We start from the raw sequence: 14,053 nt of genomic DNA on the forward strand, positions 1-14,053 counted from the left end.
GTTTGTAATCCGTTGTTCCGTGTCAGTGGAGGCGCATTATAGGGAGTTATTTCAGGCTGACAAGGGGAAATTTAAAATAATCTTCCGAGTGCTTATTTTTCCACCAAAACAGCCTAAACAGCCAGTTTTTCGAGCGTCTTAAAGCCATAACGCTGCAGCACGGGCAATAATTGTTCGGCTTCTGCCGTCATTGCCATGCAGAATGCGACATTCTCATCAGTTGATTTCGCGTCTGGCGCTTCATGTTCTAATAACCAGGCCGTACGACGCGCAATCGCGGCACCAGAATCCACCAGCCGCGTCCCCTCGGGCAGGACCTGTAAAAGTTCTTCCCGTAATAGAGGGAAATGGGTGCATCCGAGCACCACCGTGTCAGGTGGTTCCGACATCCGCAGCCAAGGGCGCAGGACACGACGCAGTTCTTCCAGAGAAATGGTTTCACCGTGCAGCTTCGCTTCCGCCAGTTCCACCAGCTCAGCGGAACCCAGCATCGCTATCTGACATTCGTTAGCAAACCGTGCAATCAACTCATGGGTATATGAACGCTTCACCGTTGCACGCGTAGCCAGCAGTCCCACCACACCATTCGCCGTGAGTCGCGCCGCCGGTTTAATAGCAGGCACCACGCCCACAACCGGAAAGGCAAATTTCTCACGTAATGCAGGGAGCGATACCGTGCTTGCTGTATTACACGCGATGACCGCAAGAGAGAGGGGATAGCGCTGCTGGACCGCAGTCACAATCTCAACAACACGTTCGACGATAAACTCCTCGCTCTTCTCTCCATAAGGAAAGGCGACGTTGTCGAAAGCGTATATATAGTGGAGATCCGGCAGAAGACGCCGGATCTCGTCATAGACCGACAACCCACCGACGCCGGAATCAAACACCAGCACGGTGGGACGCGGATCAGAAAGTGTAGCTGCCAGACAAGGTGTATTCCCGTCCTGCAGTTGCGTAGCCATAAACTGTCTCGTAATCTTTATCGAACAGGTTGGCGATTTTACCACGAACTGTCAGCTGTGAGGTGATTGGATATGACACGCCAAGATCCCACAGGCTAACCCCACCCATTTTTACCGGCTGGTAGGTTACGTAGTCAGTGTCATAACGCGTTCCCAGGTAATGATACGTCAGGCCCCAGTCAAAATCATAAACCTGCCAGTCGAGCTGGTACTTCACCTGGTTTTTAGAACGCCGTGCGAGCGGCTTGTCCGTAATCGCATTGCGCGAATCGACATAATCGTAGCTCAGCGTATGTGCCAACGGCCCGGTATCAAAGTTTGCGGTCGCTTCCACACCTTTAATACGAACTTTACCTTCGTTAAAGTATTTCTCGGTATGCGGGTCGTAATCGATCATGTCGTCAATATCATTACGATATCCGGATACACGCCAGTTCACGCCCGCCGTTAAGCCTTCAAACGCCCCTTCCCATTGCTTACTTTGCTCAGGATCCAGGTTCGAATTACCGTAATAACCATGCAACTGTCCGAGATTAGGCGCTTTGTAAGATGTACCGTAGGACGCAATAAAACGATAGCCTTCAAAAAACTCCCATCCGGCACTGGTTTGCCATGTGCCATGACGACCAAATTCGGAGTTATCATCACTGCGCGCCGCACCTTCAAAGGTAAAGTCGCCCAGTTGCTGCAACCCGGTCAGGTAGAGACCCGTATTACGCTGATCGTAACCGTCCGTGACATACCCGGTGCCAGGCGTCGTGGTTTGCTTTTGCCAGTCAACGCCTGCGCCTACGTTACCGTGACCAAGCACCATACTGTTGGACCACTGAACATTATATTGCTTCATATCATCCAGTGTGGCCGAGGAGTCATAGCGACCATAATCCGGATCATAGTTGTAATCTTTACTATGGCTATAGCTGGAAACCAGTTGCGACTGGATAAGCTCGCCATTAAAGCGCAGCCCGGCATCCCAACTTTGGCTATAGAGCTGACGGGTATCCACTAACGGCGTCCCAGGATAATAATACGCGTCATAATCTGTTCGGTTATCATAGCCGTAGCCGCGAACAAACCCGCTCCATGTATCGGAAAAGTTATGTTCCAGCGCGCCATACAGCGTCTTACTTAAGAAACCGTCTTTGTCGGGCTGAGCCTGAGAGCCAGTGCTACCGTATGCGACAACATCAAAACCTTTGGTATAGGCATAATCGCCCATTAATGTGACGCGCGTATTTTCGCCAAGCTGTTGTTGGGTTGAGACATCGTAATTCTGATACCCATTGCTCCCCACACCGGCAGTGAGTTCCGTCCCCGGCTTTTCACGCGTGGTAATGATATTCACCACACCGCCAATCGCATCAGAACCATAAACCGCCGAACGCGGCCCACGAATGTATTCGATACGTTGCACTAACGAGACGGGGAACTGGCTAAGATCGGCTGCGCCGCTAACCCCTGCCAGGTTCAGACGCACGCCGTCAATCAACACCAGCACATGGCTGGCGTTGGTGCCGCGAATAGAAATAGACGAATTTTGTCCCATACCACCGTATTGCGCGATATCCACACCCGGCAGGCGACGAAGCACATCATTGACGGAAGTGGATTGCCAGCGATCGATATCCTGACGTGTAACAACGGTGATAGGGGCAAGTACAGCGCTACGAGGCTGCTGAAAACGGTTGGCAGTGACGACGAGAGTATCTGGGCTAGTGTCCTGCGCCCAACCCGAAAATGCTGTGACGGACAGCGCCGTGCACAGCAACGATTTTTTAATCATTGTAAAGCTCCACAATATAAGAAGGATGCCGCAGGTCCCACCGATAGTACGCGATGATGAAAGCCAGATGCGACGTTAGCCGGCAGGTCTTCGGGCTTGGAGGCAACTTAAAGAGATGATGACTTCCCACGGCAAGCCGCAGTGTCTGCACCAGGTGCGCTCATCTCCTACCTTCCTTACCGCTGCGCGTCAGCTCCAGATTCACACTGGATTCCCTTTTAACTCACAGGACCGGAAAACGGATGCTACAGTTTGTTACAACCTGGTGTCCAGACCGCGCATCACAATATCGGAAATCATCAATGACTGGACATCTGTTGAGCAATCCCTACAATCCCCGCGTACTTTTATTTTTCAGGACGCATCATGACCCCCGAACACCTTCCGACAGAACAGTACGACGCCCAGTTAGCTGAAAAAGTAGTGCGTCTGCAGAGCTTAATGACGCCATTTTATGCACAGGCTCCGGAAGTGTTTCGCTCGCCGGTCAGCCACTACCGTATGCGCGCGGAATTTCGTCTGTGGCATGACGGGGATGATCTGTACCACATCATGTTCGACAGCCAGACCAAAAGCCGTATCCGCGTCGACAGTTTCCCGGCGGCCAGCGAGCTTATCAACACGCTGATGACGGCAATGATCGACGGCGTTCGCAACAACCACGTCCTGCGCCACAAACTGTTCCAGATTGATTACCTCACTACCCTGAGCGATCAGGCGGTGGTATCGATGCTGTACCATAAAAAGCTGGATGATGAATGGCGTCAGGAAGCTGAAGCGCTGCGGGATGCGTTACGGGCGCAAAACCTGAACGTGCATCTGATTGGCCGGGCAACCAAAACCAAAATCGAGCTGGACCAGGATTACATTGACGAACGCTTGCCGGTTGCGGGTAAAGAGATTATCTACCGCCAGGTTGAGAACAGCTTCACCCAGCCGAATGCCGCCATGAATATTCAGATGCTGGAATGGGCGATTGATGTCACCAGGGGATCAAAAGGCGACCTGCTTGAGCTGTACTGCGGCAATGGCAATTTCTCGTTAGCCCTCGCACAAAACTTCAACCGCGTGCTGGCCACTGAAATCGCTAAGCCGTCCGTGGCTGCTGCGCAATACAACATAGCGGCTAACCATATTGATAACGTACAAATTATCCGCATGGCGGCCGAAGAGTTTACTCAGGCAATGAACGGGATTCGTGAGTTCAACCGTTTGCAGGGAATCGATCTGAAGAGTTACCAGTGTGAAACCATTTTCGTTGACCCACCGCGCAGCGGTCTGGACAGCGAAACAGAGAAAATGGTGCAGGCGTACCCGCGAATTCTGTACATCTCCTGTAACCCGGAGACATTGTGTAAGAACCTGGAAACGTTAAGCCAGACGCACAATGTTTCACGCCTGGCTCTGTTCGATCAGTTCCCGTATACGCACCATATGGAGTGCGGAGTATTACTGACCGCCAAGTAAATGATGTCCTGGCCGGGGGCGCTTCGCTTGCCCGGCCTACAAATATTACTCCACGATTTCCTGTCTACGGTTACGCACTTTAAAGCCGATCCAGAACACCAGAATCACTGACAGAACCGCCGGGAAGAAGTTAGAGCCAATATCTGGATATTCAGCGCGTACCACAGTGCTGTACAACAGAACGCCGAGAATAAAACAGGCGGCGGCCAGGCCCGGTAACCCCACAGGCATGGTGCGGTTTTGATAGCGTTGATGCAGACAATAAACCGTCAGCACCAGCGAAATAATTGGGAATACTGAGAATGGCACAATGGAGCTAAACAGCGCCGCAAATGTGCCATTGATCGATAAGCCAGCAACCAGCGCCAGCAGCAGCGTACCTTTATCTTGACCTGACTGTTTCATTGCTCGTCCTTCTCGTTACTCGGAGTGATGCGTCATCTTCTCTTGTTCACGGCGGTACCAATAAAATGCGCCCTTCGCGATCATGCGCAGTTGCAATACCAGCCGTTCTTCCAGCTGTCGACGCTGCTCGGCGCCAACATCCAGTGCTTCTGCCCCGGCGCTGAACACAATGGTGACCATGGCTTCGGCCTGCGCTTCAGTAAACGCACGAGGCATATGGTTTTCGAGTTCGAGATAGTCCGCAAGTTCCGCAATGAAGTGCTGAATTTCACGAGCAACCGCTGCGCGAAACGCCGCGGAGGTTCCCGAACGCTCGCGCAATAATAAACGGAAGGCGTTGGGATTGTTGCCGATGAACTCCATAAATGTTGAGACCGAGGTGCGGATCACACTCCCGCCCTTCGCGATACGCTGACGCGCCTGACGCATCAACTGACGCAGCATCAAACCACTCTCATCCACCATCGTCAGGCCGAGTTCATCCACATCGCGGAAATGGCGATAAAACGAGGTTGGCGCAATGCCCGCTTCACGAGCGACTTCGCGTAAACTGAGGCTGGCAAAACTACGCTCAGCGCTGAGTTGACTAAATGCGGCTTCTACCAGCGAACGCCGGGTTTTTTCTTTTTGTTGCGCTCTAACGCCCATCACGATGTCTGAATCCTTCCACATACCTTGCTGGCACTATACCAGAGATTAGGCGGTTGGCATGGCTTTGTGAATGATTGTTTACGCGCAGTTTGTGCTTCGAGTTCGCAAAAAAGCACAACGATAATTGGGTTATCCCGACAACGATGTTACTATTCTGTTGCTTTTATGTATAAGAACAGGTAAGCCTGACCATGTCACATTCCTACGATTACGATGCAATAGTAATAGGTTCCGGTCCCGGCGGCGAAGGCGCTGCAATGGGTCTGGTTAAGCAAGGAGCGCGCGTCGCGGTGATTGAGCGCTATCATAACGTCGGCGGAGGCTGTACCCACTGGGGGACCATCCCGTCGAAAGCCCTCCGCCACGCCGTCAGCCGTATTATTGAATTCAATCAGAACCCACTTTACAGCGACCACTCCCGACTCCTTCGCTCTTCTTTCGCCGATATTCTCAACCACGCTGATAACGTTATTAATCAGCAAACGCGTATGCGGCAAGGATTTTACGAGCGCAACCACTGTGAAATTTTGCAGGGAAATGCCCGTTTTGTTGATGAACACACACTCGCCCTTGAATGCCACGACGGCACGGTGGAAACGCTGACCGCGGATAAGTTCATCATCGCCTGTGGTTCACGCCCCTATCATCCGGTGGATGTCGACTTTTCCCATCCCCGGGTTTATGACAGCGACTCTATCCTGAGCCTGCACCATGAACCCCGCCATGTTTTGATTTATGGCGCGGGAGTAATTGGCTGCGAATATGCGTCGATCTTCCGTGGAATGGACGTCAAAGTCGATTTAATCAACACCCGCGATCGTCTGCTTGCGTTCCTCGATCAAGAGATGTCCGACTCGCTCTCTTACCACTTCTGGAACAGCGGTGTGGTCATTCGCCACAACGAAGAGTACGAGAAGATTGAAGGTTGCGATGATGGCGTCATCATGCATCTGAAATCCGGTAAGAAACTGAAAGCCGACTGCCTGTTGTACGCCAATGGCCGTACCGGTAATACCGATTCGCTGGCGCTGGAAAATATTGGGCTGAAAACCGACAGCCGCGGGCAGTTGAAGGTCAACAGCATGTACCAGACGGCGCTGCCGCACGTGTATGCCGTAGGAGATGTGATCGGCTATCCGAGTCTGGCATCGGCGGCCTACGATCAGGGACGCATTGCCGCCCAGGCATTGGTAAAAGGCGAAGCTACCGCGCATCTGATCGAAGATATCCCGACCGGGATTTATACCATTCCGGAAATCAGCTCCGTCGGTAAAACCGAGCAGCAGCTCACGGCCATGAAAGTTCCATACGAGGTTGGCCGCGCCCAGTTTAAACATCTGGCACGTGCGCAAATCGTGGGTATGAGTGTCGGAACGCTGAAGATCCTGTTCCATCGCGAAACGAAAGAGATTCTGGGGATCCACTGCTTTGGGGAACGCGCGGCCGAAATTATTCACATCGGTCAGGCGATAATGGAGCAAAAAGGTGGTGGTAACACCATCGAATACTTCGTTAACACCACCTTTAACTACCCAACCATGGCGGAAGCCTATCGGGTAGCAGCGCTAAATGGCTTAAACCGCCTGTTTTAACGCACTGTCGAAATGGCCATCCATTGACCCACGGATGGCTTCTGCCAGCTGTTCATAACGGCTGCGCAGCGGCGAACCTGGACGATACACCAGGCCAATCGTACGGCGCGGTTCTGGCTTGATGCAGGGCAAATAGACAACGCCATCACGCTTACGCTCCGGCGGCACGGCCAGCGCGGGCAGTAAGGTAATACCGCTACCTGCCGCCACCATGTTACGCAGCGTTTCCAGACTGGTCGCCCGGAAATGGGTATCCTCATCAGCACCCGCTTCAAAGCAGAAGCCCATCGCCTGATCGCGCAGGCAGTGGCCATCCTCTAGCATCAGCAGTTTCTCACCCGCCAGATCGGACATCGGCACACAGTCGCGGTTTGCCCATGGGTGATCTTCATAGATCGCCAGCAGCATAGGCTCATCAAATAACGGTACTTCGATGAACGCCTCACTCTCTTTCACCAGCGCCAGAATGACGCAGTCGAGCTTACCGCTATCCAGTTGCGCCAACAGCTGATGCGTCTGCGCCTCATGGAGATACATTTCCAGTTTTGGGAAGGTCTGGTGCAACATAGGAATAATATGCGGCAGCAGGTATGGCCCCACCGTTGGGATCAAACCAATATGCAGCGGTCCAGACATTGTCTCGCCTTGTTGGCTTGCCATCTCCTTGAGCACTTTGACCTCGCGCAGCACGGTGCGCGCCTGATCCACCAGCAGTAAACCTGCCTGAGTGAACAGTACTTTGCGACTCGTACGCTCCAGCAGCATGACGCCAAGCTCATCTTCCAGCTTGCGGATCTGCCCGCTCAGCGTTGGCTGACTAACGTGACAGGAGTCTGCCGCTCGTCGGAAGTGACGATGTTCGGCTAGCGCCACCAGGTATTCAAGATCACGAATATTCATTATTCATCCTCCATCGCCACGATAGTTCGTAGCGATAGGTAGAATAGCAACGAACGATTATCCCTATCAAGCTTTCTGTTTAATAATGCACCACAGAAACGGAACGGTACCCCTTTAACCCTTGAAGCTACTGTCCGTTTTGAGAGTTTCTCTCATACTCGAAATAACTAAAGCCAACGTGAACTTTTGCGGACCTTGAGTCCGCATTTTTTTTGCGCCCGGCGCGAATACATTCAAAAAAATATATACAAAATATAAATTACATATTCTCATCCGATTATTTAAATTAAAACCATATTAAATTAAAATAATCAAAAACATTTTGTATCATTTATATATTTGACGCCCTGTCAGGTTCATAAATAATAACCGCGCGATATTCAATATATGGCAAATCGCAAGAACACTCGTTTCTTCGCCACTCTAATTATTTAGAGTACATTCACCCATATTTTTCTAATATTTATCGAATGGAATCTTTTATGAAACTCAATACTATTTCGCGATATTTTCTCGCGGCAGGCCTGATGTCGTGCGCCGCAAACGCATTCGCTCTGGAAGCCTGGAGCGGTCAGGCAGGTGGAAACACCATTGAAGTTATTTTTGACAGTAAAGTTTATAGTAACCGCTGGTATGTAAATGCCGATAATTGCCCACAGGGCGCGTCAGCTGAAAACTGGGATAATCCGTGGAGTTATGTGCGCGATGCCACAAAAGCGGAAATCGATCAATATGGCAACCCAACCACTTGTGAATCCGGGAGCGCCACGCCTGTTGCCCACGACGCATTCAGCGCCGAAAAAGATTATGCCAAAGATGATATTGTCGCTTATCAGGATGTGACATATGAAGCGTCCAGGCCCATTCCGGCTTATTCCTTCACCCCAGGTGCCGACAATCCGTGGAAACTCTATACGCCAGTACCCGACTGGCGTTCCAGCCAGGTTTACAACAAAGGGGACGAGGTCAAAGTTGACGGCCAGTCTTATGAAGCACTGTACTATACCGTTGGCGAAAACCCTTCTATTGCAGGTAACCAGAACCCGACCGGCACCAATGGCCGTCCGTGGAAACCGTTAGGCCCAACGGTCGAATTCACCCAGGAACAATTTAAGAATGCCCCACAGATCAATTCCATTGCGTTTTACGAACCCGGCAAACTGGCGGTGTACAAAGGAACGCCTTTTGTCGCTCAGACGAAAGTCAAAGGCGTTATGCCGTATGATAAAAACCCATGGGCAATTTATACCAACTGGACTGGCACCAAAGAGCGCGTAGGGACGCCGAAGAATCCGTGGCCTGCCCACGTTTATGCACCATACGTCGACTTTAGCCTGAACAGCATTCCGGATCTGGCGAAACTGGCGAAAGAGCAAAACATTACCCACTTCACCATGGCGTTTGTCGTCGCGAAAAGTGGCGAGCAGTGCATCCCAACCTGGGGTACGGCCTATAATCTGCAGGATTACTCACAGTACAGTAAAATAAAAGCGCTGCGTGAAGCCGGTGGCGATGTGATGGTTTCCATTGGCGGAGCGAATAACTCCCCGCTGGCGGCTGCCTGTAAGAATGTGAAAGATCTGCAAAAACTCTACTACGACATTGTTGATAACCTGAACCTGAACGTGCTGGATTTTGACATCGAAGGCACATGGGTGGCCGATCAGGATTCCATCGATCGCCGCAACCAGGCAGTAAAAGAGGTTCAGGCTCAGTGGAAAGAGGAAGGTCGCAAAGTCGGTATCTGGTACACCCTGCCGATTCTGCCGACCGGTCTGACGGCTGAAGGTCTGTATGTGCTGGAAAATGCGCGCCATGTCGGCGTTGAGCTGGCTGGTATTAACGTAATGACCATGGACTACGGTAATGCCGTCTGCCAGTCAGACGGTACCGAAGGGCAGAACATCCACGGTAAATGCGCCACGTCCGCCATCGACAACATGTTCACCCAGTTGAAGAAAATCTGGCCAGAGAAATCTGACAAAGAGATCAACGCCATGATGGGCACCACCCCGATGATCGGTTACAACGATGTACAGGGCGAAGTGTTCTATCTGTCCGATGCGAAACTGGTGATGGACGACGCGAAAAAACGCAACCTCGGCATGATTGGCGCGTGGTCGATGACGCGCGATCAGCCGGGCGTGGCGAAGCAGGTCAGCCCGGAGCACAGCGGCATGACCGCACAGCAGGCACCGATGTACGCATACAGCCAGGTATTTGCGCCGTTTACGCATGACAATTCCGCAGATGAAGCGTCTACCGATCTTGCCGGTGATGTGAAAGCGGTTTATATCGATGTTTTTGATGGTCAGCAGCGCATCAATGTAAATTTCGATACCAGCAAGCTGAGCGGCAGTAACAGTTACTCGGTAGATGTGGATGGTAAATATGCCTTCTCTACCTCCGGCAACAGTGTCTACTACAGCTACCGTTCTAACTACGGTACGCAAAGCACGGTACGGACCGGTGGCATGTCCTACATGTTAGCGCCAGGAAAAGTGATCACCGTTAAACGTACCAATCCGAATCCTGAAATCCTGGCACAGCTCACTGTGACGAGGGATATGCAGGAAGGTAACAATCCGGTCAAGGATGCCGGTGAAGTGAAATCGTTGACGGTTAAAAAAATCAACGGCGTACCGAATGTGGTTGTTGATTTTGACGCCAAAGCGCTGGGCTGGAAAGCAGCGAACGGTTCTGCGTGGGTCGTGAAAGTGATGGGTGACGCGAAAAACGGTAACTACATCTTCAGTTGTGACAACGGTAACTGCTATTACAGCTCTGTCAAAACAGCGGGAGATATCACCACGGTAACGTCTGGTGAAAGAGACATCTCCGAAGGTGAAACCATTGTCGTTGAACGTGTTACACCGAATCCGGCAACCGTCGCCAAACTGGTTGTTACGAAAGATATGCTGAAATAATCCTTTTCGCATAAAGTCAGAACCCCGTCTGCTCACAGCGACGGGGTTCTTTTTTTTTACACCAGCCGCGCCTTCGCGTAGTCGATCGCCTGCGCCACCTGCTGTGGCGACACGCCGCCTTTCGCCGCACGTTTATCCAGGCACGATTGCAACGAGAGGATCGGATAAACGTCATCGCCAATCACCTGACTGAACTTTTGTAAGTCGGCAAGCGACAGCGCTTCCAGCGGTTTGCCCTGACGAATCGCCTCGACCACCGTCTCACCCACAATATGGTGTGCTTCGCGGAACGGGACGCCTTTTGCTACCAGATAATCCGCCAACTCGGTGGCGTTAGCATAACCCTGCTGCGCCGCTTCCTGACAACGCGGACGTTTCACCTGAATGCCATCCAGTACCAGCGCAGCCATATGCAGACAGTCCAGCCAGGTGTCGAGCGCATCGAACAGCCCTTCTTTGTCTTCCTGCATATCTTTGTTGTACGCCAACGGGAGACCTTTTAAGGTCATCATCATGCCGGTCAGCGCACCCTGCACGCGACCGCATTTGCCACGGATCAGCTCCAGCGCATCCGGGTTTTTCTTCTGCGGCATCAGAGATGAACCCGAAGTTACACGATCGGACAGCTCGACAAAGCCCGCTTCGCCGGTATTAAAGAAAATCAGGTCTTCAGCAAAACGCGACAGGTGCACCATGCCGATAGAAGCGTTGGAGAGTAACTCCAACACGTGGTCACGGTCAGAAACACTGTCCAGACTGTTACGCGTCGCCGAGGCAAAGCCCAGCCAACCGGCCAACTGCTCGCGATCGATTTCATACGCCGTACCCGCCAGCGCGCCGCAACCCAGTGGACTGACGTCCAGACGCTTGAGCGAATCCTGCAGACGGCTCTCGTCACGCGCCAACATTTCGACATAGGCCAGACACCAATGAGCAAACGTCACCGGCTGCGCACGTTGCAGGTGGGTGTAACCCGGCATAACGGCGTCCTGGTTATTCTCTGCCGTCACCACCAGCGCACTTTGCAGCTGACGGTTGGCCGACAGTAATTCAATAACCGTGTCTTTACACCACAGTTTAAGATCGGTCGCGACCTGGTCATTACGGCTACGTCCGGTATGCAGTTTTTTACCAAGCTGGCCGACTTTATCAATCAGCTTACCTTCCACCCAGCTATGAATATCTTCGGCATCGCTTTGCAGGATCTGCTGCGGATTAACGCGAACCTCTTCCAACAGAGTGTTCAGCGCCTCTTCCAATTGCAGCTGTTCATCGGCGGTCAGTACGCCGACCGTTACCAGCGCTTTAGACCAGGCCACAGAGCCGACAATATCCTGTTCTGCCAGGCGGTAGTCAAAACGCAACGAGTCGTTGAACTGTTTGAACCGCTGATCTGCTGCCTGTGTAAAACGCCCACCCCAAAGTGCCATAACTTGCTTCCTTAATATCTTGAATTTCAACGCCGGATGGCGCTTAGCTTATCCGGCGTACAGGTTCGGTTCACGTAGGCCCGATAAGGCGTAACCGCCATCGGGTACAAAATAGTTTACGCTAAAATCCGCGTGCCAATTGGCATGCCGTTAAACAGCGCCGGAAGTTGCTCGGCATGACGCCAGGAGGCAATATCCACAGGGCGACCCAGCGTGCGCGCGGCATCCAGCGCCGCATTGACCTTCACGATCATGCCGTCAGTAATAATACCTTGTTCAATCAGTTGTTCCGCTTTCGCGGCGGTCATTTCGGCAATACGCTGGCCTTTACCATCCAGAATACCGCTTACGTCAGAGAGCAGGATCAGATCCGCACCCAGCGTTGCCGCCAGCGCCGTTGCCGCCTGATCGGCATTAACGTTCATCAGCAGTCCGTCTTCAGTAACGCCAATGGAGCTAACTACCGGCAGAAAACCGCCTTCCAGCAGTGTGTTAATCAGCTTAGGCGAACCCGGCTGCGTCAGTCCAACATGACCCAGCGCTTTATCGAGCGGCGTCACTTTTACGCTATCGCCATCACCAAGATACAGACCCACGGATGCGATGTGGTGCTTTTTCGCCCAGGACAGTAAGGTTTTATTCGCTGTTCCCGCCAGGGCACCGGTAATAATGTCAATTTGATCGGCTGGCGTGACGCGCAGACCATTTTTCTTTTTCACCGGCAGGTTCAGCTGCTTCATAAGATCGTCAACCACGCAGCCGCCACCGTGCACAATGACCAGCGGTCGCTGGTGCGACTCACGATAATTCACCAGTGCGGTAAACAGACGCTCCAGCGCCTCTTCGCTATCCAGTAAAACGCCGCCCAGCTTGATAATTAATGGATTCATCGTTGCACCCTTAAATAAGAGACTGCGTTTCAGCAAAGCCAAAACGAATATTTGCGCACTGCATCGCCTGTGCCGCCGCGCCTTTCAATAAGTTGTCTTCAGTTGCCACCACGATCAGGTGCTCACCCTGTACGGCAAACCCGATATCACAGAACGGTAAGCCAACCACGTTCTTCAGCGCCGGAACGCCTTTGTCATACAGACGCACCAGTGGCTTATCGCCATACGCCTGTTGCAACGTTTGAGCCACTTGCGCATGGGTTACGCCCGCTTGCAAACGGCAGGTGATGGTTTCCAGAATTCCGCGCGGGAAGTTGCCCAGATGCGGGGTGAAGATCACCTCCGCACCAAGGTGAGTAGCGATTTCCGGCTGATGGCGATGGGTAAACACGCCATACGGCTGCAGGCTCACCTCACAAAAGCTGTTGGAAATAGCCGCCTTACGTCCCGCGCCGCTCACGCCGCTGGTGGCGTTAATTACCGGCCACTGGCTGAGATCCAGCAGCCCGGCATCAATCAGTGGTTTCAGCGACAGCTGTGCCGCCGTCGGGTAGCAACCCGGCACGGCAATCAGATTCGCGTCTTTCAGTTGGTCTGCGCTCCACTCCGCCAGTCCATAAACCGCCTGCTCCAGCAGGTCGGGATGCTGATGGGTAAAGCCGTAATATTTTTCATAGAACGCGCCGTCGTTTACGCGAAACGCGCCCGAGAGGTCAAACACCACGCATCCGGCCTGCAAAAACTGCGGGGCCAGGTCATGGCTCACCTCATGTGCCGTTGCGAGGAACACAACGTCCACCCCTGCGCTAAACTCGCTGATATCTGACATTGGCTGTAACGGTAAATCGACAATGCCTTTCAACTGCGGATGCAAATCGGAGATTAATTTTCCTGCATCATTGCTTTGCGCTGAGACGGTCAAAGCGGTTATGGTCATATCAGGATGGCGATTTACATAGGTCACAAGCTCTGCGCCGGCATAGCCACTGGCGCCCACAATCAGCGTATTCAACATCGGGGCTGCTCACCTTCTTAGATTCTGT

Annotated in this window: 11 protein-coding genes and 1 riboswitch; of the genes, 3 read left to right on the forward strand and 8 right to left on the reverse strand. The window is 52.5% G+C overall.

Annotation, left to right across the window (positions count from 1 at the left end; all coding sequences use genetic code 11):
* Positions 1 to 113: 113 nt before the first annotated feature.
* Both murI and btuB read right to left on the reverse strand, forming a co-directional pair.
* Positions 114 to 965, reverse strand: coding sequence for a glutamate racemase (murI, locus tag OGV38_RS23765; protein ID WP_046276418.1), 852 nt, complete (start codon positions 963 to 965; stop codon positions 114 to 116).
* Positions 910 to 2,748, reverse strand: a complete 1,839-nt coding sequence (gene btuB / locus OGV38_RS23770; protein ID WP_016157937.1) for a TonB-dependent vitamin B12 receptor BtuB — start codon at positions 2,746 to 2,748, stop codon at positions 910 to 912. The genes murI and btuB overlap by 56 nt, the downstream gene beginning before the upstream one ends.
* 64 nt (positions 2,749 to 2,812) lie before the next feature.
* Positions 2,813 to 2,999: riboswitch (cobalamin riboswitch) on the reverse strand.
* A gap of 115 nt (positions 3,000 to 3,114) precedes the next feature.
* Here btuB and trmA point away from each other — a divergent pair.
* Entirely contained in the window at positions 3,115 to 4,215 is a 1,101-nt protein-coding gene (gene trmA / locus OGV38_RS23775; protein ID WP_286475250.1) for a tRNA (uridine(54)-C5)-methyltransferase TrmA, read from the forward strand.
* Between the two features lie 45 nt (positions 4,216 to 4,260).
* On the opposite strand, the gene OGV38_RS23780 is transcribed toward trmA, so the two are convergent.
* Together OGV38_RS23780 and fabR are read right to left on the reverse strand one after the other, a co-directional pair.
* Entirely contained in the window at positions 4,261 to 4,620 is a 360-nt protein-coding gene (locus OGV38_RS23780) for a YijD family membrane protein (RefSeq protein ID WP_016155292.1), read from the reverse strand.
* Between the two features lie 15 nt (positions 4,621 to 4,635).
* The gene (fabR, locus tag OGV38_RS23785; protein ID WP_003028862.1) at positions 4,636 to 5,271 is read right to left on the reverse strand and encodes an HTH-type transcriptional repressor FabR; all 636 of its coding nucleotides are present in this window, start codon (positions 5,269 to 5,271) and stop codon (positions 4,636 to 4,638) included.
* Between the two features lie 191 nt (positions 5,272 to 5,462).
* Between fabR and sthA the strand changes: the two genes are divergently transcribed.
* A complete protein-coding gene (sthA, locus tag OGV38_RS23790) occupies positions 5,463 to 6,863 on the forward strand; it encodes a Si-specific NAD(P)(+) transhydrogenase (protein ID WP_016155291.1) in 1,401 nt (466 codons plus the stop codon).
* On the opposite strand, the gene oxyR is transcribed toward sthA, so the two are convergent.
* On the reverse strand, positions 6,846 to 7,763 hold the full coding sequence (gene oxyR, locus OGV38_RS23795) for a DNA-binding transcriptional regulator OxyR (protein WP_003028858.1): 918 nt from the start codon (positions 7,761 to 7,763) through the stop codon (positions 6,846 to 6,848). The genes sthA and oxyR overlap by 18 nt on opposite strands.
* A gap of 482 nt (positions 7,764 to 8,245) precedes the next feature.
* Between oxyR and OGV38_RS23800 the strand changes: the two genes are divergently transcribed.
* A complete protein-coding gene (locus OGV38_RS23800; protein ID WP_047415545.1) occupies positions 8,246 to 10,690 on the forward strand; it encodes a glycosyl hydrolase family 18 protein in 2,445 nt (814 codons plus the stop codon).
* A gap of 56 nt (positions 10,691 to 10,746) precedes the next feature.
* On the opposite strand, the gene argH is transcribed toward OGV38_RS23800, so the two are convergent.
* From argH to argC, 3 genes are all read right to left on the reverse strand, one after another.
* Positions 10,747 to 12,120 (reverse strand): argininosuccinate lyase, encoded by a 1,374-nt coding sequence (argH, locus tag OGV38_RS23805; protein WP_049040576.1) that lies wholly within the window; start codon positions 12,118 to 12,120, stop codon positions 10,747 to 10,749.
* A gap of 116 nt (positions 12,121 to 12,236) precedes the next feature.
* Positions 12,237 to 13,010: an acetylglutamate kinase gene (gene argB, locus OGV38_RS23810; RefSeq protein WP_269519858.1), complete on the reverse strand. Its 774-nt coding sequence runs from the start codon at positions 13,008 to 13,010 to the stop codon at positions 12,237 to 12,239.
* 10 nt (positions 13,011 to 13,020) lie between these two features.
* The gene (argC, locus tag OGV38_RS23815; RefSeq protein ID WP_016155287.1) at positions 13,021 to 14,025 is read right to left on the reverse strand and encodes an N-acetyl-gamma-glutamyl-phosphate reductase; all 1,005 of its coding nucleotides are present in this window, start codon (positions 14,023 to 14,025) and stop codon (positions 13,021 to 13,023) included.
* Between the last annotated feature and the right edge of the window lie 28 nt (positions 14,026 to 14,053).

Origin of the sequence: Citrobacter sp. Cb080, assembly GCF_030334745.1 — a bacterium.
Lineage (GTDB): Bacteria > Pseudomonadota > Gammaproteobacteria > Enterobacterales > Enterobacteriaceae > Citrobacter > Citrobacter braakii.

What these genes read in the sequence shown, in the direction of transcription:
- argB (WP_269519858.1), bottom strand. Translation starts at nt 13,010, where the DNA reads ATGAATCCATTAATTATCAAGCTGGGCGGCGTTTTACTGGATAGCGAA.
- oxyR (WP_003028858.1), bottom strand. Translation starts at nt 7,763, where the DNA reads ATGAATATTCGTGATCTTGAATACCTGGTGGCGCTAGCCGAACATCGT.
- OGV38_RS23780 (WP_016155292.1), bottom strand. Translation starts at nt 4,620, where the DNA reads ATGAAACAGTCAGGTCAAGATAAAGGTACGCTGCTGCTGGCGCTGGTT.
- OGV38_RS23800 (WP_047415545.1), top strand. Translation starts at nt 8,246, where the DNA reads ATGAAACTCAATACTATTTCGCGATATTTTCTCGCGGCAGGCCTGATG.
- argH (WP_049040576.1), bottom strand. Translation starts at nt 12,120, where the DNA reads ATGGCACTTTGGGGTGGGCGTTTTACACAGGCAGCAGATCAGCGGTTC.
- argC (WP_016155287.1), bottom strand. Translation starts at nt 14,025, where the DNA reads ATGTTGAATACGCTGATTGTGGGCGCCAGTGGCTATGCCGGCGCAGAG.
- sthA (WP_016155291.1), top strand. Translation starts at nt 5,463, where the DNA reads ATGTCACATTCCTACGATTACGATGCAATAGTAATAGGTTCCGGTCCC.
- trmA (WP_286475250.1), top strand. Translation starts at nt 3,115, where the DNA reads ATGACCCCCGAACACCTTCCGACAGAACAGTACGACGCCCAGTTAGCT.
- btuB (WP_016157937.1), bottom strand. Translation starts at nt 2,748, where the DNA reads ATGATTAAAAAATCGTTGCTGTGCACGGCGCTGTCCGTCACAGCATTT.
- murI (WP_046276418.1), bottom strand. Translation starts at nt 965, where the DNA reads ATGGCTACGCAACTGCAGGACGGGAATACACCTTGTCTGGCAGCTACA.